This window comes from Phenylobacterium sp. (assembly GCF_022402485.1).
Taxonomy (GTDB): domain Bacteria; phylum Pseudomonadota; class Alphaproteobacteria; order Caulobacterales; family Caulobacteraceae; genus Phenylobacterium.
In genome coordinates this window covers 69,415-87,498 of the sequence record NZ_JAKRSA010000027.1, presented here as the reverse complement: position 1 = coordinate 87,498, position 18,084 = coordinate 69,415, and the positions used below count along the sequence as shown (strand labels likewise).

Annotated in this window: 17 protein-coding genes; 9 read left to right on the top strand and 8 right to left on the bottom strand. The window is 65.7% G+C overall.

Annotated elements, in window-relative coordinates; all coding sequences use genetic code 11:
* Positions 1-14: 14 nt before the first annotated feature.
* The 3 genes from MH112_RS11170 to MH112_RS11160 all read right to left on the bottom strand — a co-directional run bounded on the left by MH112_RS11170 (position 15) and on the right by MH112_RS11160 (position 3,562).
* Positions 15-1,292 carry an O-antigen ligase gene (locus tag MH112_RS11170; RefSeq protein ID WP_296567757.1) on the bottom strand — a complete coding sequence of 426 codons (1,278 nt, stop codon included), beginning with the start codon at positions 1,290-1,292 and terminating at the stop codon, positions 15-17.
* The gene (locus MH112_RS11165; protein ID WP_296567756.1) at positions 1,289-1,990 is read right to left on the bottom strand and encodes a sugar kinase; all 702 of its coding nucleotides are present in this window, start codon (positions 1,988-1,990) and stop codon (positions 1,289-1,291) included. The genes MH112_RS11170 and MH112_RS11165 overlap by 4 nt, the downstream gene beginning before the upstream one ends.
* A gap of 69 nt (positions 1,991-2,059) precedes the next feature.
* The gene (locus MH112_RS11160; RefSeq protein WP_296567755.1) at positions 2,060-3,562 is read right to left on the bottom strand and encodes a lipopolysaccharide biosynthesis protein; all 1,503 of its coding nucleotides are present in this window, start codon (positions 3,560-3,562) and stop codon (positions 2,060-2,062) included.
* A gap of 171 nt (positions 3,563-3,733) precedes the next feature.
* On the opposite strand from MH112_RS11160, the gene MH112_RS11155 reads away from it, so the two are divergent.
* Positions 3,734-4,408 carry a polysaccharide biosynthesis/export family protein gene (locus MH112_RS11155; RefSeq protein WP_296567852.1) on the top strand — a complete coding sequence of 225 codons (675 nt, stop codon included), beginning with the start codon at positions 3,734-3,736 and terminating at the stop codon, positions 4,406-4,408.
* Positions 4,409-4,435: 27 nt separating this feature from the next.
* Here MH112_RS11155 and MH112_RS11150 read toward each other — a convergent pair whose 3' ends face one another.
* The gene (locus MH112_RS11150) at positions 4,436-4,711 is read right to left on the bottom strand and encodes a sel1 repeat family protein (RefSeq protein WP_296567754.1); all 276 of its coding nucleotides are present in this window, start codon (positions 4,709-4,711) and stop codon (positions 4,436-4,438) included.
* A gap of 347 nt (positions 4,712-5,058) precedes the next feature.
* On the opposite strand from MH112_RS11150, the gene MH112_RS11145 reads away from it, so the two are divergent.
* Complete coding sequence (locus MH112_RS11145) at positions 5,059-5,592, top strand: RcnB family protein (RefSeq protein WP_296567751.1); 534 nt, start codon at positions 5,059-5,061, stop codon at positions 5,590-5,592.
* A gap of 72 nt (positions 5,593-5,664) precedes the next feature.
* Here MH112_RS11145 and gatB read toward each other — a convergent pair whose 3' ends face one another.
* Positions 5,665-7,158 (bottom strand): Asp-tRNA(Asn)/Glu-tRNA(Gln) amidotransferase subunit GatB, encoded by a 1,494-nt coding sequence (gene gatB / locus MH112_RS11140; RefSeq protein ID WP_296567749.1) that lies wholly within the window; start codon positions 7,156-7,158, stop codon positions 5,665-5,667.
* A 123-nt stretch (positions 7,159-7,281) separates the two neighbouring features.
* Between gatB and MH112_RS11135 the strand changes: the two genes are divergently transcribed.
* Positions 7,282-7,566, top strand: a complete 285-nt coding sequence (locus tag MH112_RS11135; RefSeq protein WP_296567747.1) for a hypothetical protein — start codon at positions 7,282-7,284, stop codon at positions 7,564-7,566.
* Positions 7,567-7,615: 49 nt separating this feature from the next.
* On the opposite strand, the gene gatA is transcribed toward MH112_RS11135, so the two are convergent.
* From gatA to MH112_RS11120, 3 genes are all read right to left on the bottom strand, one after another.
* Positions 7,616-9,088 carry an Asp-tRNA(Asn)/Glu-tRNA(Gln) amidotransferase subunit GatA gene (gene gatA, locus MH112_RS11130; protein WP_296567746.1) on the bottom strand — a complete coding sequence of 491 codons (1,473 nt, stop codon included), beginning with the start codon at positions 9,086-9,088 and terminating at the stop codon, positions 7,616-7,618.
* Positions 9,089-9,376 carry an Asp-tRNA(Asn)/Glu-tRNA(Gln) amidotransferase subunit GatC gene (gene gatC, locus MH112_RS11125; protein WP_296567744.1) on the bottom strand — a complete coding sequence of 96 codons (288 nt, stop codon included), beginning with the start codon at positions 9,374-9,376 and terminating at the stop codon, positions 9,089-9,091.
* A gap of 158 nt (positions 9,377-9,534) precedes the next feature.
* Positions 9,535-10,434, bottom strand: a complete 900-nt coding sequence (locus MH112_RS11120; RefSeq protein WP_296567742.1) for a sulfotransferase domain-containing protein — start codon at positions 10,432-10,434, stop codon at positions 9,535-9,537.
* 117 nt (positions 10,435-10,551) lie between these two features.
* Here MH112_RS11120 and ruvX point away from each other — a divergent pair, with 117 nt between their 5' ends.
* From ruvX to topA, 6 genes are all read left to right on the top strand, one after another.
* The gene (ruvX, locus tag MH112_RS11115; RefSeq protein ID WP_296567740.1) at positions 10,552-11,034 is read left to right on the top strand and encodes a Holliday junction resolvase RuvX; all 483 of its coding nucleotides are present in this window, start codon (positions 10,552-10,554) and stop codon (positions 11,032-11,034) included.
* Between the two features lie 64 nt (positions 11,035-11,098).
* Positions 11,099-12,109 carry an aspartate carbamoyltransferase catalytic subunit gene (locus MH112_RS11110; RefSeq protein ID WP_296567739.1) on the top strand — a complete coding sequence of 337 codons (1,011 nt, stop codon included), beginning with the start codon at positions 11,099-11,101 and terminating at the stop codon, positions 12,107-12,109.
* Positions 12,106-13,404 (top strand): dihydroorotase, encoded by a 1,299-nt coding sequence (gene pyrC / locus MH112_RS11105; RefSeq protein ID WP_296567850.1) that lies wholly within the window; start codon positions 12,106-12,108, stop codon positions 13,402-13,404. The genes MH112_RS11110 and pyrC overlap by 4 nt, the downstream gene beginning before the upstream one ends.
* A 138-nt stretch (positions 13,405-13,542) precedes the next feature.
* Complete coding sequence (gene plsY / locus MH112_RS11100) at positions 13,543-14,199, top strand: glycerol-3-phosphate 1-O-acyltransferase PlsY (RefSeq protein WP_296567738.1); 657 nt, start codon at positions 13,543-13,545, stop codon at positions 14,197-14,199.
* The gene (gene dprA / locus MH112_RS11095) at positions 14,196-15,290 is read left to right on the top strand and encodes a DNA-processing protein DprA (RefSeq protein WP_296567737.1); all 1,095 of its coding nucleotides are present in this window, start codon (positions 14,196-14,198) and stop codon (positions 15,288-15,290) included. Before plsY ends, dprA begins: the two co-directional genes overlap by 4 nt.
* Positions 15,291-15,412: 122 nt before the next feature.
* Positions 15,413-18,079, top strand: coding sequence for a type I DNA topoisomerase (topA, locus tag MH112_RS11090; RefSeq protein ID WP_296567736.1), 2,667 nt, complete (start codon positions 15,413-15,415; stop codon positions 18,077-18,079).
* The last annotated feature ends 5 nt before the right edge of the window (positions 18,080-18,084 follow it).

The window sequence follows — 18,084 nt, the reverse complement described above, 5'->3', positions numbered from 1 at the left end:
TGGCAAGGCGAGGGTCAAATTCGCCGGGCCTCGACCTCATGGTCGGGCCAGACCAGCTTCACCGCGATGGCGACAAAGAGCACCCACCGGAATTCATTATAGGTCATGGCGATACTCTCGGTGATCGTCATCAGACTGTAGACGATCAGGAAGGGTGCCGCGAGATAGGCCCCGGAATCACGGAACAGGGAGACGACCGTCAAGATGGCGGTCTGGGCATAGAGCAGTGCAAAGGCCGCCAGCCCGAGAATCCCCATCCCCAGCCACTGCTCGATCCAGGAATTGTGCGCATGCTGCGGCGTGAACCCGGCATCACGGACCATGGCGGCGAGCGGGGCCCAGGGCCCGAGGTCATCCCAGACCACCCCATAGCCATAGCCCGTCCAGGGCTGGGCCTCGATCTGGATCATCGCCGCCGCCCAGATCTTGGTTCGCCCTGTCAGGGTGGCGTCCTTGCCCAGCAGGTCAAAGACCGCATCGGCGGCAAACAGCGCCACCCCCAGTCCCAGACCAGCGGCCACAATGGCCAGCCAGACCATGACCACCCGCGTGACAGGTCCCCGACGAAGGATGGCCACGAAAATCAGGGTGCCTAACCCGAGAACCAGCGCCACCAGCGAGGTTTTGGAGGTCGACATCAGGGTCAGGAGCAGGGCGATGGCGGCAAACCCCCACCACAGCAAGGCCCGCCGTGGGTTGAGCATGGCGGCGGCCCCGAAGATGGCGAAGGCCAAGGCCATGTTGCCGCCCAGGGCGTTTTTCTCCGACCAAACTCCCCGCCAGGCGCCCGGGAAAATCGACTGCATGATCCCGACGGAGGGCAAAAGGAGCGCGGTCAGCAGGGCAATCACCGCCAGGATGGCCATGGCGCAGGCCGCCAACTCCGCCAGCTCAGACCACTTCAGGCGAGAGGCCAACACCACGCCGCCCAGGGCTGAGCAATAGGCCGCAAACACCCGCCGGACGGTCTGGTCTGGGGCGATGGACCAGAAGTATGAGGCGGCCACCAGCAGGAGCAGGACAATTAGAAACGGCTGACGCAGGACCGCCAGGAAGGCCGCACCCGGTGCGACCGCCAGGAGCAGAAAGCCCGCCGCATAGGCCGGGAGGTAAAGCGCCCGGATCAGGCCGCTTTGACTGGTGTCAGCCTGCTCGCCCATCAAGGGGAAGACCCACGCCTGACTGTAGACCAGCAGCAGGAAAACCCCCGCGCCGGCCAGAACCAGCCGCCAGGCCGTGATCGGCGCAGCCCGGGTCGGGGCCATCGTCGTGGCGTAGGTGAGCCCGCTCACCGCAGGAACGCACGGGCGAACGGCGGCTGCTCCACCGTAACCCGGTTGAAGAACAGACCCACCACATCAGCCCCGGCCCCTACCAGAGCATCCCGCAGCAGGGCGGGGGCGCGGACATCAGCCTCGTCAGCGGCCACCACCAACAGAGTCTGGTCCATGAAGGGGGCCACCGTCATCGCCGCCTGCGACCGGTCAGCGGATGGACAATCGACGATGATCAGATCGGCATGTCGGCGCAGGGCACTCCAATAATCCCCATCGGCCAGGACATGGACCCCTTGGCGGCCCCGCAGCGCCTCGCGGCGGAACCGTGTCACCCACCACCGCGCCGCCCCCACCCGATGGGCCGACAGATAGCGGGCGTCGGGCCATGGTGCGCCGTCAGGGCCTCGGGCCGGAGGTTGGATGGAGAAGAAGATTGAGCCGTCCGGGCTGGCAGCCGCAGGCTCGCCGATCACCCCATAGCGTTCGCTCTCGGCGGTCACAGCGGCGTGCTGGGGTGAGGCCATCAGATCAAGATCCACCAGCCAGACCGAGCGTCCGGCGCGGCGGGCGGCGAAGAAGGCCAGCTCCCGCGCCACGGTGGAGGCCCCCTCCCCCCGTCTTGCCGAGACAATCTGAATGGTGCGGGCGCGACCAGCCGCAGGCGCCCCAAGGGACGCCCATAGCTCAGCCATCTCGGCGTTGAGGTTCACCATGACTCGAATCGCCGCGCGTACACCCGACTGATCCTAGCCGAAAGCGTCATGCCGCGCCGAGATCATCGCCTAGGCGGCCTTGTAAGGGGCGACACCGAGGACAGGCAGATCAAGGGTACGGGAGGCTGACGCCGGCGTAGGCAGGCCCGGCCGCAGGAACATGCGCAACAGCCCCGCGCACAGGGCGGTGAACCCGGCAAACAGGAAGGCCAGGACCAGGACGGGCTTCTTCAGGCTCGATCCCCGGGAGGGGGCGGTCGCCCGCTGGACGATGCGGATGTTGTCATTGGACGCCGAGGCGATCTCCATGGCCGCCCGGCTCTGTTCCTCACGGACGGCGAAGTCACGGACATTGGCCTGCAGCACGTCCCGGTCGAGGCTAAGCGCCTGGAACCGGGGCTCCAGCTCGGCGAGCTTCAAGCGGCGGTCAAGCAGCTGCCCCATCTGCCGGTTCAGGGCATCAAGGCTCTGGCGCAGGGCGGCGACCTCGGCCTGGAGCTGAATCCGCTCGGTCTGCAGGGTCTGATAGACCGGATTGACGCCGATCCGGCTGGCACCGTCGCCGGTGGTACGGCCTGCGGCCATGCCGTCTTCCAGACGAGCGATCTGTGCGTCCAGGTCACGAACGGGCTGGGCGTCAGGGCGATAACGGCCCAGCAGGTCCTCCCGCTGCAGCCGCAGGGCGATCAGCTTGTCAGAGGCCGCAGTGTTCACATCGCGGAACAGACCGACCTCCGGGGCGATCTGACCCATCTGCGCCTGCAGAGCACCAAGCCGGCCGCTACGATCCTGCAACTGAGTCTCGGTCAGATACTTCTGCTGTTCGATCTGCGACTGCAGCTGGGACAGGGCAGCCTTCTCAGCGACAAAGTCGGCGATCCGGTTGCTGGTCAGAAACGCTTCATAGGCCGCATCGGCCTCTTGCAGCCGACTTTCAAAGGTCTGGCGCTGGAGGGCCATGGCCGGCGTATTGGCCTCCACCAGAACCGTCCGGCGAAAGATCAGATATTCTTCCAGCAGGGTGTTCAGAACCAGGGCCGCGGTCTTGGGATCCTCATGGGAAAAAACCAGGCGGACAATCGGGGTATCAGGGGCGGTCTGGATCTTCAGCTCGGTCTCCAGGGCCCGGATGGCCTGCCCCATGACGACCCGCTTTTCCTCTGCAGATCCCTCAGCAAACTTCTGGGCCAGTTCCGGATAGATCCGCATCAGGCCCAACCGGTCGATGACCCGCTGCTTGAGCTCCACCGAGCCAATGATCTCCGTCTCCGACCCGATGACCTGATCGGGGTCTGGCACGGCCCCGCGCCCGGCATCGCCAGCACGCGGTTCATAGACATATTCCTGACCCAGCCGGATCAGGATGCTGGAGCTGGCCGGATAGGTGGTCTTGAGAGACAGGGCCACAGCCGCGCCGATGACGAACAGCACAGCGAACACCGCCAGCATGAGAAACCGCTCGCGCCATAGCAGGACCACGAAGTCCGACATCGCATAGCGCGGCCGCGCCACCCACTCCGAGCGGGGCGCGACATCATGCGTTCTGACGGTCCAGGCGCTCGAGGCGGCCATAGCGAATCCGATGATCCCAGGGGAGACTTCGCCTGACCCTCGCCGCCCGCCCTTAAGACTTCGTTACCCATTCCTGTTAACCCTGGGGGCATGCTGAACAGCCGCAGATTCCGAGCCCTGACCGCCATTGCCGCCGCCCTGGCCGTGGTCGGCTGCGCTGGCGTACGCACCATGCCTGGCGCTGACAGAATCGGCCTGGCACCGCCGGCCCATGAAGGTCAGTTCGCCAATATTCCCTATGCCCGTTGGACAGAGGACGAGCCGGCCTATCGCTTTTATCCAGGCGACGAGCTTGAGGTTGCCGTCCCGTCAGCGCCGGAGCTGACCAAGACGGTGATCGTTCAGCCCGATGGTCGGATAACCGTGCCGCTGATCCCGCCGATCATGGCTGCGGACCGAACGACGCTGCAATTGGAAGCGGCCCTCTCGCAGGCCTATGGCGCCCACCTTATCCGGCCGGACGTGTTCGTTACCGCCAAGGCCGCGCCGTTGAAGGTGTTTGTCGGGGGGGAAGTGGGCGCGCCGGGGATCTACGACATGCAGGGCGATGCTGACGCCCTGCGGGCTGTAATCCAGGCTGGGGGCTTCAGCCCCACGGCCGATCGCAGCAAGGTCATTATCATTCGGCGCGGGACCGATGGTCAGGGGATGATGCGCACGGCCGACCTGCTGGCCGGACTGCGTCGCCCCTCGGCCGATCTGGTGCCGCTACGGCGATTCGACATTGTCTACGTTCCCCGTAGTGGGGTCGCCAACGCTGGGCTGTTCGTCCAGCAGTATTTCAGGGACCTGTCCCCGATCCAGTTCGGGTTCAGCTATGCGCTCAACGAGCAAGGGATCAACTAAGGCAGCGGCCAAGGCCGGCCTCGCAGATCAACCCTGAGCCAGCCATTCCCGCGCTGCGCGCTGGGCCTCGGCCACGTCCTCGGACGCCATCTCCTGTGAGAGTTCCTTGCGGTAGACCTTGGCCTCCAGGGAGCCCTTCATGGCCGCCAGGTTGAACAGCATATGCGCCGACACATAGTCCAGCGGCGCGCCGCCCTGACCGGTCGAATAGAGCATGCCCAGCCGGAATAGCTCATCCCCAGAAGCCTCTGGTCCCGGCAAGGGCAGGCCTTCGGCTTGGCCCATTTCCACGTTCGCAAACATGACTTTCACGTCCTCATCCAGCGGCGGGCGACGTTCTGACGCCCCTGCCCCGCTATCCATGGCGATAGAAAAGTCGAGATCAGCTGAACATATAGTTAAGTCGGAGAATAACTCATTTTCATGAGGGATTCAGGCAGACTTCGCATGTCTTACTACCACGAAACCTTTATCTACACGGACTTAACGCCGAGGCTTCGTCGGCCTGTGGGCTCACGGGGACTCTGGGGTTCCCTCTAACCTGACCGACCTGTTCAGATTGGGTTCAGCCCCAGGCTGGGAAGGTTAACGTCATCGGGGGATGAAGCGGCCCGCACCTTCAGGGCGCGCATGGAAAACGGAGACGTCACATGAAGCGTCTGATCTTGAGTATCGCGGCCATGGCCGCAGTTGCAGGCCCCATGCTTACAGCCGCGCCAGCCGCGCAGGCCCAGTCCTGGGACCGGCAGGAGCGTCACGCCGAGCGACGCGATGACCGATGGGACCGCCGCGAGGACCGCTGGGATCGGCGGGAGGACCGCTGGGACCGCCGGGAAGACCGCTATGATCGCCGCGATCATCGCTTCGACCACCGCTACAGCCATCCCCATCGGGGGCAGGCCTGGGATCACCGGCGCTATAACGGCTACTATTATCAGAACCGCTGGTCCTATGGTCCGCCGCCGGCTGTCTATTACAGCCATCCGCAGTATCGGCCGGGTTATGTGGCCTGGCGGCGTGGCGCTGTGCTGCCGCACCACTACCGTGGCTATGTGATCCACGACTATCACCGCTACCGCCTGCGGCATCCGCCCCGGGGCTATGCCTGGCATCAGGTGGGCAATGACTATCTGCTGGCGGCCATCGCCACGGGCGTCATTTTCGAGATCATCAGCAACCGCTGAGTTCCAGAACCAAAGAGGGCCCCGGATCATCGATCCGGGGCCCGTTCTATTTGGTGCAGTTTCCCGGAGAGTTTAGAGCCCGAGCTTGGCCTTCAGGAGCTGGTTGACGGTTCCAGGGTTGGCCTTGCCGCCGGTCGCCTTCATCACCTGGCCGACGAACCAGCCGATGGCCTGAGGCTTCTCCCGGACCGACTCGGCCTGAGCCGGGTTTGCGGCGATGAGGCCGTCAATAATCGCCTCAAGTTCTCCTGTGTCGGAGACCTGCATCAGCCCCTGGGCTTCAACGATGGCTCTCGGCGCGCCGTCGCCGGCCCACATGCGCTCAAACACGTCCTTGGCGATCTTCGAGGAAATGACCCCTTCTTCGATCAGGGCCACCAGCTCGGCGATGGCCCCGGCGCTGATCGGGCTATCTTCAATGTCCAGTCCCGCTGCTGTGAGCCGGGCGGCCAGATCATTGGTCACCCAGTTGGCCACCAGCTTGGCGTCACGGCCCTTGGCGGCCGCCTCAAAGAAATCAGCCCGGGCCTGTTCGCCCACCAGCACCCCGGCGTCATAGGCCGACAGGCCGTACTGGGCCTGAAGCCGCGCTTTTTTCGGGTCAGGCAGTTCGGGCAGGCTCTGGCGGATGGCCTCCACCCAGGCCTCATCCAACACCAGGGGCAGCAGGTCGGGGTCAGGGAAGTAGCGATAGTCGTGCGCCTCTTCCTTGGAGCGCATGGACCGGGTCTCCCCCTTGCCGGGGTCAAACAGTCGGGTCTCCTGGTCGATCTTGCCGCCGTCCTCGAGAATCTCGATCTGACGGCGGGCCTCATACTCGATGGCCTGCTGAATATAGCGGTAGGAGTTGACGTTCTTGATCTCGCAGCGCGTGCCCAGGTGGCTGAAATCCCCTGTCGCGCGGAACTTTTCATAGGCACCTGGTCGACAGACCGAGACGTTCACGTCGGCGCGCAGATTGCCCTTCTCCATGTCCCCGTCGCAGGTGCCCAGATAGACGAGGATGGTCCGCAGCTTCTTCACATAGGCCGCCGCCTGCGCGGAGGAACGCATGTCAGGGCGCGAGACGATCTCCATCAGGGCGGTGCCGGCGCGGTTCAGGTCCACATAGGTGGAGTCCGGATCCTGGTCGTGCAGGGACTTGCCGGCATCCTGCTCCAGATGCAGGCGCTCGATCCGCACGGTGATGGTCTCACCATCGTCCAGCTCCACCAGAACCTCGCCCTCCCCGACCACCGGCTCCTTGAACTGGCTGATCTGGTAGCCCTGGGGCAGGTCAGGATAGAAATAGTTCTTCCGGTCGAAGGTCGACGTCAGATTGATCTTCGCCTTCAGGCCAAGCCCAGTGCGCACGGCCTGCTCGACGCAACGACGGTTGATCACCGGCAGCATGCCCGGCATGGCGGCATCCACCAGGCTGACCTGAGCATTGGGGCCGGCCCCAAAGCCCACGGCGGCCCCGGAGAAGAGCTTGGCATTGGAGGCGACCTGGGCATGGACTTCCAGCCCCAGGACCAACTCCCAGGGACCTGTACGGCCCTGGATCAACTTGGTGTTCTCAGTCATCCGTTCTTCCTAATCCCAGCCGCCGCCCTGCGAAAGCAGCCAAGTTAAACCTCTTGCGAAACGGCTTCGTCTGCCGCTCACTCCGCCACGGCAAACACGCCGTTCCAGGGAGGAACTCCATCCATGCGTAAGGCACTTCTGACGGGCGCCCTCGCCCTATCTCTGACCTTCGCCGCCGTCACCGGCGTTGCGGCTGCAACTCTGAGCATTGAAACCAATTCCGTCGCCGAACTGGTCGCTGACGAAAAGGCCAAGGCCGTGCTCGAAAAGCACATCCCCGGCATCAGCACCCACGACGCCTACGAGATGTTCAAGGATATGACCCTTGTGCAGCTGAAGCCCCTCTCCGAAGGCCTGATCACCGATGAGACCCTGGCCGCCATCAAGAGCGAGCTGACCACCGACTAAGGTTGACACCACGCTTCCGTCCGGTGCCCTGCGGCCCGGACGGAGGCGACTACCACCAGCGTTGGGGCTTGGCGCTGAAGCCCGCCGCCTTCTCGATGACTCCGCCCAGTGAAAACAGCGAGCCCTCGTCGAGGGCGCGACCGATCAGCTGAAGGCCCAGGGGCAGGCCCTTGGCGTCCACTCCCGCGGGCACGCTCATCCCCGGCAGACCCGCCAGGTTCACCGTCACCGTGAAGATGTCGTTCAGGTACATGGCGACAGGATCATCGGCGTTTTCCCCAAGCGGGAAGGCCGCAGACGGCGCGGTCGGCGTCAGCAGGGCGTCGACCCGCTCAAAAGCCTGGTCGAAGTCATCGGCGATGCGCTGACGGACCTTCTGGGCCTTGAGATAATAGGCGTCGTAATAGCCCGCCGAGAGCACATAGGTGCCGATCAGGATGCGGCGCTTGACCTCTTCGCCAAAGCCCGCCGCTCGGGTCTTCTCGTAGGTTTCGGTCAGATTGGCACCATCGACCCGTAGTCCGAAACGCATGCCGTCATAGCGGGCCAGGTTGGACGAGGCCTCGGCGGGGGCCACGATATAGTAGGCCGGCAAGGCGTATTTGGTGTGGGGCAGCGACACCTCGACGATCTCGCAGCCGGCCTCCTTCAGCCAGGCGATCCCCTGCTCCCAGAGGGTTTCGATCTCTGCCGGCATGCCATCGGCCCTGTATTCCTTGGGAATACCGACCCGCATGCCCTTGACCGACTTGCCGACAAAGCTGGCGAAGTCCGGCACAGCCACGTCGAGACTGGTGGAATCGCGCGGGTCATGGCCAGCCATGGAGGTGAGCAGCAGGGCGGCGTCCTCCACCGTGCGGGCGATGGGGCCAGCCTGATCCAGGGACGAGGCGAAGGCGACCACTCCCCAGCGGGAGCAGCGCCCATAGGTCGGCTTGATGCCCACAGTGCCGGTCAGGGCGGCCGGCTGGCGAATCGAGCCGCCGGTGTCTGTGGCTGTCGCCCCCAGGCAAAGCTCCGCCGCCACTGCAGCCGCCGAGCCGCCGGACGAGCCGCCGGGCGTCAGGGCCGTGGTCTCGCCGGCACCGCGCCAGGGATTGATCACCGGTCCAAAGGCGCTGGTCTCATTGGACGAGCCCATGGCGAACTCATCCATATTGAGCTTGCCGAGCATCACCGCCCCGTCCCGCCACAGATTGGCCGTGACGCTGGATTCGTAGGTCGGCGTAAAATTCCCAAGGATCTTGGAGCAGGCCGTAGAGCGCACACCTTCGGTGCAGAACAGGTCCTTGATCCCCAGCGGCGCGCCGTCCAGCGCGCCGGCCTGGCCCTTCGCCCTGCGGGCGTCACTGGCCTGGGCCATCTCCAGGGCCTTTTCCGGGGTCTCCAGGACGAAGGCGTTGAGGGGTTTGGCGGCTTCGATCGCGCCTAAGTGCGCGCGGGTCAGCTCCACAGCGGAAAATGCCTTGGAATCAAGGCCTTCCAGGGCAGACTTCAGGGTGAGCTTGGTCAGGTCGCTCATCTATTCCACCACCTTGGGCACAACAAAGAAGTCCTTGGCTGCCTTGGGGGCATTGGCCAGCACCTTGGCCGGATCACCGCCTTCGGTGACCACGTCCTCGCGCATGGGCAGGCCCTGATGGACCACTGAGGTCATGGGCGCGACCCCATCGGTATCGACCTCACTCAGCATTTCGATCCAGGTAAGGATGCCATTGAGCTCGCGGGCCAGCGGCTCGATGCGGTCTTCCGGTTCGGCGATGCGCGCCAGCTTGGCGACCTTACGGACGGTCGCCGCGTCGATGGCCATGGGGGCCTCCTTGCAATCTGATCCGTGGGTTAGCCGTGGTGGTCGGCTCTTTGCAAGCCGTCGGCGCATTCTCAGCGGCTCAGAGGTCAAAAAGACCGCTTTCGCCCCCTGCTCGACGCCCTTAGGCGGATCGTATCCGGCCGGGCACCACCTGACGTCTAAGCACCCCGCCCTTCGGCCAGCCAACGGGCGCAGTCGGGACCAAGCTCGGCCAGGGCCCGGGCTTCGTAGGCGGCGATATCCTCGGCCGAGAGCACATCCTTCCAGCGCCCATTGACGCCCTTGTTGATGAAGGTCTGGGCCCCGCCCTCGAAGATCGCCCCGCCGAGGGGCGCAACGTTTTCGGCGTGAGACTTCATCCAGTCGAAGGAACAGTGCTCCAGGATCTGCGGCCAGCGGTCCTCGGGAATATCGCAGTCCAAAAAGGCCGCAATGGCCCGCATTTCCCCGGCCAAATCGCGCTTTAAGTCGCTGAAATGCACCAATTTCACATTGGGCAGGTCACGGATCGCCCACCATAAGGCGATGTTCTCCCAATAGGGCCAGAACGGCGCGCCGTCCTCTTCAAGCCAGGTCTGGAAATAGCGCCGGATGTCGGGGTCTGGCCGCCCGATCGGCGGACCGACCCGCCCCGGGGCATTGTTCAGGCTGTCGTACCAGAGCTGATTAGCCCCGGCGTGGTGGTTATAGAGGCTCCACACCACATCGCGGCCGTCGCGGCCGATATAGATGTACTTGGCCTCCGGCGAGAACCGCAGGGCATCCACCGGCAGGTGAGTCTTGAGGATCCGCCGATGGGTCTGGCCCTCCAGGATCTCGAGGAGGTTCGGGGGCATGATCCGCAGATCCACCCAAGGGGAGAGCTCAGCCACCTTCACCGTCGGATCGCCGGCAAAGATCAGCTGCCCGACGATGTGCTGGGTCCAGGTGGTGCCGGACTTGGCATAGGTGCTGACGATTACATCGTCGCTGCGAAAGGCGAACCGATCCCAGACCGTGGAGTCCATATGATGGTTGTGCAGGTCCCGCGTCTTTCGCGGCCAGGCCGTCTGCGACATCTGATCCCCCGGGACTGTCCAGGCCTTCCGTCATATCCACAGGCTTGCGTCACGCCAAGCGGCGTTCGCGGGCCTTCGCAGCCATGACATCCAGGCAGGCCGTGATATGAGCGCTACATGCCTGTGATGGACCTTACCGACCTGCCTGCCCATCTGCCCCGCCAAGGCGCTGTGGTGGGTTTGGACCTGGGGGAAAAGACCATTGGCGTGGCGGTCTCCGACACCGGACGCCTGGTGGCCTCGCCCCTGAAGCTGATCCGTAAGAGCAAGTTCACCGCCGATGCCGAGGCGCTGTTTGCCCTGATGGAGGGCCGCGAGGCCGTGGGCGTGATTATCGGCCTGCCCGTCAACATGGATGGAACCGAGGGGACCCGCTGCCAGTCCAGCCGCGCCTTCGCCCGCAACCTGCTGCGCCTGCGCGACCTGCCCATCGCCTTCTGGGACGAGCGCATGTCATCCATGGCGGTCAACCGCATGCTGGTGGACGAGGCTGACATGACGCGGGCCAGGCGCGGCGAGGTCGTGGACAAGACCGCCGCAGCCTGGATCCTCCAAGGTGCCCTGGAGCGCCTGCGCAACCTGCCCCCGGCGGAGGCCTGACCATGATCAGGCCCTTGACTGGCGCCTTGGCGAACCCCGCATGTCCCCTTAAGAGGGCCGCCCTATGAGCCCGCCCGAAACTGGCCCCACCGCGCCTGAGCCGCAGCTGGCCCCTGGCCTGATCCAGGTCCTGGGCAAGACTTTTCCATTCCCCCGTCGGCACTTTCTCTCGGTCCTGGACCTGAACCCGGTCGAGGTCGCCGACCTCCTCGACCTGGCCGACGGCTTTGTGGTCCTCAACCGCCAGACCTCCAAAAAGCTCGACCTGCTCAAGGGTCGGACGCTGATGAACCTGTTCTTCGAGAACTCCACCCGCACTCAGAGCTCCTTCGAGCTGGCCGGCAAACGCCTGGGTGCCGATGTGGTCAATATGAGCCCAAGGGCCTCGTCGATTTCCAAGGGCGAAACCCTGATCGACACCGCTGTGACCTTGAACGCCATGCAGCCGGATTTGCTGGTGGTGCGCCACGCCTCATCGGGCGCGGCCTCCCTGCTGTCGCAGAAGGTCTCCTGCTCGGTGATCAATGCCGGCGATGGCCAGCATGAACATCCCACCCAGGCCTTGCTGGACGCCCTGTCCATGCGTCGGGCCTTTGGCCGCATCGCCGGCCTTCGGGTAGCGATCTGTGGCGACGTGCTGCACAGCCGGGTGGCGAGGTCCAATGTGGGGCTGTTGCAGATGATGGGTGCCGAAGTGCGGCTGGTCGGTCCGCCGACCCTGATCCCCGCCGAGGCCGACCGTTGGGGATCAGAGGTGTTCCATGACCTGCGCAAGGGCATTGCCGGCTGCGACGTGGTGATGATGCTGCGCCTGCAGCTGGAGCGCATGGACGGGGTACTGGCCCCGTCCCAGCGGGAGTATTTCCGCTTCTTTGGCCTGGACCGGGAGAAGCTGGCCTGCGCCGCGCCCCATGTCCGGGTCATGCATCCTGGCCCGATGAACCGCGGGGTCGAGATTGATTCCGAGGTGGCCGACGACCTAGCCGTCAGCCTGATCCAGGACCAGGTGGAAATGGGCGTCGCCGCCCGCATGGCGGTGCTGGCAGCCCTGTCGGCAAGACTGGATAACGACTGATGGCGTCCCGTCCCCTGGCGATCCTCAATGCCCGGCTCGTGGACCCGGCCTCTGGTCAGGACGCCCCAGGGGCCCTGCTGGTCAAGAACGGCAAGATTGCCGATGTGGTGTTCGGCGGTCAGCTCGGCGGCCTGTCCGACGAGATCGAGACCCTCGACGCCCGAGGTGCCATGCTCGCGCCCGGTCTCATCGACCTGCGGGTCAAGACTGGTGAGCCCGGCGCTGAGCCCAAGGAAACCCTGAAGTCCGCCGCCCTGGCGGCCGCAGCGGGCGGTGTGACCTCCATCGTTGTGCAGCCCGACACCTCGCCGGCCGTGGATGATCCCTCCGTGGTGGACTTCATTCTGCGCCGAGCCAGGGATATCGAGCTGGTGCATGTCTATCCGGCCGGCGCGGCCACCAAGGGTCTGGCCGGAGAGCGGATGGCCGAGATCGGCCTGATGCGGGATGCCGGCTGCGTCTATGTCACCGATGCCGACCGGCCCATCGTGAACTCGAAGGTCTTCCGCCGGCTGCTCGCCTATGCCCGGAGCTTCGGCGTGCTGGTGGCCCATCGCCCCGCCGACCCCTGGCTGTCGGCGGGCGCAGCTGCCACGGAGGGGGAACTGGCCGGGCGCATGGGCCTGCCGTCGGTGCCGCCCATCGCCGAAAAGATCATGCTGGACCGGGATCTCGCCCTGGTGGAGCTCACCGGCGGGCGGCTGCTGGTCGACCAGATCACCACCGCCTGCGCCCTGGAAAGCCTGGAGCGCGGCAAGGCCAGGGGTCTGGACGTCACGGCCACCACCTCCATCAACCACCTCTCGTTCAATGAGGTGGACATCGGCGACTACCGCACCTTCTCCAAGGTGGACCCGCCCCTGCGCGGCGAGGACGACCGCCAGGCGGTGATCGAGGCCCTAGCCTCAGGCCTTATCGACATCGTCGTCTCGGCCCATGCCCCGGCCCCGGCCGAGGACAAGCGCCTACCCTATGACGAAGCCGCCCCCGGTGCCGTCGGCCTGCAGACCCTGCTGCCGGCCCTGCTGGCCTTCCATCATGAGGGGCGAATTCCCCTGATCGATCTGATGGCCACCGTCACCAGCCGCCCGGCGGCCCTGCTCGGCCTGCCCGCGGGACGGCTGGCCAAGGGCGCTCCGGCTGACCTGGTGCTGTGTGATCTGGCCGCGCCAATGGTGGTTGAGCTTGCAGACCTGAAGTCCAAGTCCAAGAACTCGCCCTTTGACGGTCGCCGGCTGCAAGGGGTGGTGCGGATGACCCTTGTGGACGGCCGGGTGGTCTATCGCCGGGACTGAAGCCCCTCTCGCATCTTGTCAGGGTCGGATATTTGGAACAAAACAGAAACGATAAGCGCGACCGTGACGAGGTCGCAGGGCGGGGCTAGGACTAGGTCAACAGAAAAGGCCGCTCGCTTAAGCGCCGGAGGAAACCAGATGCCGACCGAAACCCTCAGCCCCATGCTCATCGCCATCGCCGTCATCGGCGGCTATCTCCTGGGGTCGATCCCCTTTGGCGTCATCGCCACCCGCCTGGGCGGCGCCGGAGACGTCCGGTCCATCGGATCAGGGAACATCGGGGCCACCAATGTCCTGCGCACCGGCCGCAAGGACCTGGCCCTCCTGACCCTGCTCGGGGACGGGGGCAAAGGGGCCCTGGCCGTGTTCATCGCCTGGAGCCTGACCAGGGGTGCGCCGCAGGAGGTCCAGGCGGTTCTCACCAGTCTGGCGGGGGGCGCGGCCTTCTTTGGCCACATCTTCCCGGTCTGGCTCAGGTTCAAGGGGGGCAAGGGCGTTGCCACCTTCTTTGGCACGCTTCTGGCTGCGGCCTGGCCGGTGGGCGTCCTGGCCGGCGCCACCTGGATTGCGATGGCCCTGATTTTCCGGATGTCGTCCCTGGCGGCGCTGACGGCTGTCGTACTGGCGCCAATCTATGTCTTCCTCACTGACCGGCCCTATCCGGTGGCAGTACTCGCCGTGGTCATGGCTGTGCTGGTTTTCATTCGCCACAAGGACAACATCACCCGACTGATGAAGGGCGAGGAGCCCAAGATCGGCGGCAAAAAAGCCCCGCCCGCCCAGGACCCCGCATGATCCCAGCATTATCGCCCGCGGCGCGACGGGATTGGCTGAGGCTGGCCCGGACCGAGGGCGTTGGTCCTGTCACCTTTGCCCAGTTGATCACCCGCTACGCCGAACCCGGGCGGGCCCTGGAGGCCTTGCCCGAGCTCGCCCGGCGCGGGGGGCGCAGCCACCCCCTGGCCATTCCGTCCATGGCTGAGATCGAGGCCGAACTCGCCGCCGGCGCAGCCCTGGGGGCCCAGCTGCTCTGCGCCTGTGACCTGGACTATCCCACAGCCCTGGCCGCCCTCGACCCACCCCCACCCGTCCTCTGGGCCCGGGGGGATGTGAGCCTTCTCGACCGCGCGATCGTGGCCATTGTGGGCGCAAGGGTGGCCTCAGCAGCCGGCCAGCGTTTTGCCCGAGGCCTGGCCTCTGAGCTTGGTCAGACCGGCCATGTGGTAGCCTCCGGCATGGCCCGGGGGATCGACGGGGCTGCCCACGAAGGGTCCCTGGAGCATGGCTCTGTGGCCGTTCTGGGGGGTGGGGTCGACGACATCTATCCGCCCGAGCATGGGGATCTCTATCGCCGCCTGGTGGCCGAGGGCTGCGTCGTGGCCGAACACCCCCCTGGCCGGCAGGCCCAGGCCCGGGACTTTCCCCGCCGCAACCGAATCATCGCTGGCCTGTCCCGGGCCGTGGTGGTGGTGGAAGCCGAGCTCCGCTCCGGCTCCCTGATCACCGCCCGCCTGGCCGCAGAACAGGGCCGCGAGGTGCTCGCCGTGCCGGGATCGCCCCTGGACCCCCGAGCCCGGGGAACCAATGATCTGATCCGCCAGGGTGCCGCCCTGTGCGAAGGCATCAGCGACGTGCTGCGCGCCCTGGAGACCCTGGGCGACCTTCGGGAGCCGTCCGCACCCTTTGCAGGACCGCCCCTCCTGACCCAGTCCGACTCGGTTTTGACCGAAAAGGTCGCCGCCCTCCTGTCGCCCACCCCGGTTTCCAGGGACGAACTGGTCCGCGCCACAGGCCAAGATGCGGGCGCCGTCGCCGCGGCCCTGATGGAGCTGGCCCTGGCCGGCCGGGCTGAACTGCTCCCTGGCGGCCTGGCGGCCACCGCATGAATCCTCTGCTCAGGACGACGCCGACCGGCACCCGGTTGACATCGCCCTCCCCCCCGGCCCACCTTTCGCCCCTTTGTGTTCCGGGCTTTCCGTCCGCGTAACCACCAGTCAAAGCTCCATAAATGAACGTCGTCGTCGTCGAGAGCCCGGCCAAGGCCAAGACCATCAATAAGTATCTGGGTGGCGACTACATCGTCCTCGCCTCCTACGGCCATGTGCGGGATCTGCCTCCCAAGGACGGCTCGGTCCGACCTGACGACGACTTCGCCATGAGCTGGGACGTCGACGCCAAATCCGCCAAGCGCCTCAATGACATCGCCGACGCCATGAAGGGGGCCGACCGCCTGATCCTGGCCACTGACCCCGACCGGGAAGGCGAGGCCATCTCCTGGCACGTGCTGGAGGTCCTTCAGAAAAAGAAGGTCATCAAGGGTGCCCAGGTCCAGCGGGTGGTGTTCAACGCCATCACCAAGTCCGCTGTCACCGAGGCCATGAAGGCCCCCCGGGACATCGACATGGAGCTGGTGGAGGCCTATCTGGCCCGCCGCGCCCTGGACTATCTGGTAGGCTTCACCCTTTCCCCCGTCCTGTGGCGCAAGCTGCCAGGGTCCCGCTCGGCGGGCCGGGTGCAGTCTGTGGCCCTGCGGCTGATCGTTGACCGCGAGCTCGAGATCGAGCGGTTCAAGACCCAGGAGTACTGGACCGTCGACGCCGACGTTTCAGCTGGCGGCGATCCCTTTGTCGCCCGACTGGTCAAGCACCAGGCCAAGCGGCTGACCAAGTTCGACCTCGGCGATGAGACCGCCGCAGCCGCCGCCAAGGCCGCCGTCCAGGCCGCCAGCTTCACCGTCGCCTCGGTGGAAAAGAAGCCGGCCAAGCGCTCGCCTGCCCCGCCCTTCACCACCTCGACCCTGCAGCAGGAAGCCTCCCGCAAGCTCGGCTTCTCCGCCCAGCGGACCATGCAGGCCGCCCAGAAGCTCTATGAGGGCATTGATCTCGGCGGCGAGACCGTCGGCCTGATCACCTATATGCGGACCGACGGGGTGCAGGCCGCGCCAGAGGCCCTGGAGGAGGCGCGCAAGGTCATCGGCGGGGTCTATGGCAAGGACTATGTGCCTGAGCAGGCCCGCATCTATCGGACCAAGGCCAAGAACGCCCAGGAGGCCCATGAGGCCATCCGCCCGACAAGTCTGGCCCGCAACCCCGGCTCGCTGCGCCTCGAGGGCGATCTGGGCCGGCTCTATGAGCTGATCTGGAAGCGGATGATCGCCTCCCAGATGGAAAGCGCCCGGATCGAGCGCACTACCATCGAGCTGGAGAGCTCTGACGGTCAGACCGGCCTGCGGGCGACGGGCCAGGTGATCCTGTTTGACGGCTATCTGGCAGTCTACGAAGAGGGCCGCGACGACGCCGACGACGAGGAATCCGGCCGCCTGCCACAGGTGAGCCAGGGTGCGACCGCCAAGGTCGCTGCCGCTCGCGCTGCCCAGCACTTCACCGAGCCGCCGCCCCGCTATTCCGAAGCCAGCCTGGTCAAGAAGATGGAGGAGCTCGGCATCGGGCGACCGTCCACCTATGCCTCGGTGCTCACCGTGCTGCGGGACCGCGACTATGTGAAGATGGACAAGAACCGGTTTGTCCCTGAGGACAAGGGCCGGCTGGTCACCGCCTTCCTGGAGCAGTTCTTCCGGCGCTATGTGGAATACGACTTCACCGCAGCCCTGGAGGAAAAGCTCGACCTGGTTTCGGCCGGCGAGCTGAACTGGAAGGTGCTGTTGCGGGAGTTCTGGCAGGACTTCCATGCCGCCGTGGGCGAGATCTCCGAGCTCCGCGTCACCAATGTTCTCGATGCGCTGAATGACGCGCTGGGCCCTCACATCTTCCCACAGAAGGCTGACGGCTCTGATCCCCGGGCCTGCCCGACCTGCGCCACAGGTCAGCTGTCTCTGAAGACCGGCAAGTTTGGGGCCTTCATCGGTTGCTCCAACTATCCCGAGTGCCGGTTCACCCGTCCCATCGCCCAGAGCGAGGGCGATGACGCCGACGCCGCCAATGGCGACCGCGAGCTGGGAACCGACCCTGAAACCGGCCTGATCGTACACCTGAAAAACGGTCGGTTTGGCCACTACGTGCAGCTAGGCGACGGCGACAAGCCCAAGCGCTCCAGCCTGCCCAAGACCTGGTCGCCAGCGGCCATGGACCTGGAGAAAGGCCTGCGTCTGCTGCGCCTGCCCCGGGAGGTCGGGGAGCACCCGGAAGACGGCCAGATGATCCTGGCGGGCCTTGGCCGCTACGGCCCCTTCGTCCAGCACAATGGCGCCTACGCCAATCTGGAGAGCATCGACGAGGTGTTCGAGGTCGGCCTCAACCGGGCCGTGGCCCTGATCGCCGAGAAGAAGGCCGGCGGCAAGGGTCGCCGGGGCGAGGCTGCGGCTCTGAAGGACCTGGGCGCACACCCCGCCGATGGGGCCCCCGTGCGCATCCTGGCGGGCCGTTTTGGTCCCTACATCAAGCACGGTGCCACCAACGCCAACATCCCCCGGGGCGGCGATCCCCAGGAGGTGACCCTGGAACAGGCCGTGGCCCTGCTGGCCGAGCGCGAAGCCAAGGGCGGAACCAAGAAGAAGCCGGTGAAGAAGGCCGCCGCCAAGCCCAAGGCTGAGAAGACGACCAAGGCCGAAAAGGCACCAGCCAAAAAGGCGGCGACGAAAAAACCTGCTGCCAAGAAGCCCACGGCCAAGAAACCTGCCGCCAAGAAGGTGCCGGCCAAGACCACCGCGGTCAGCTGATTGCC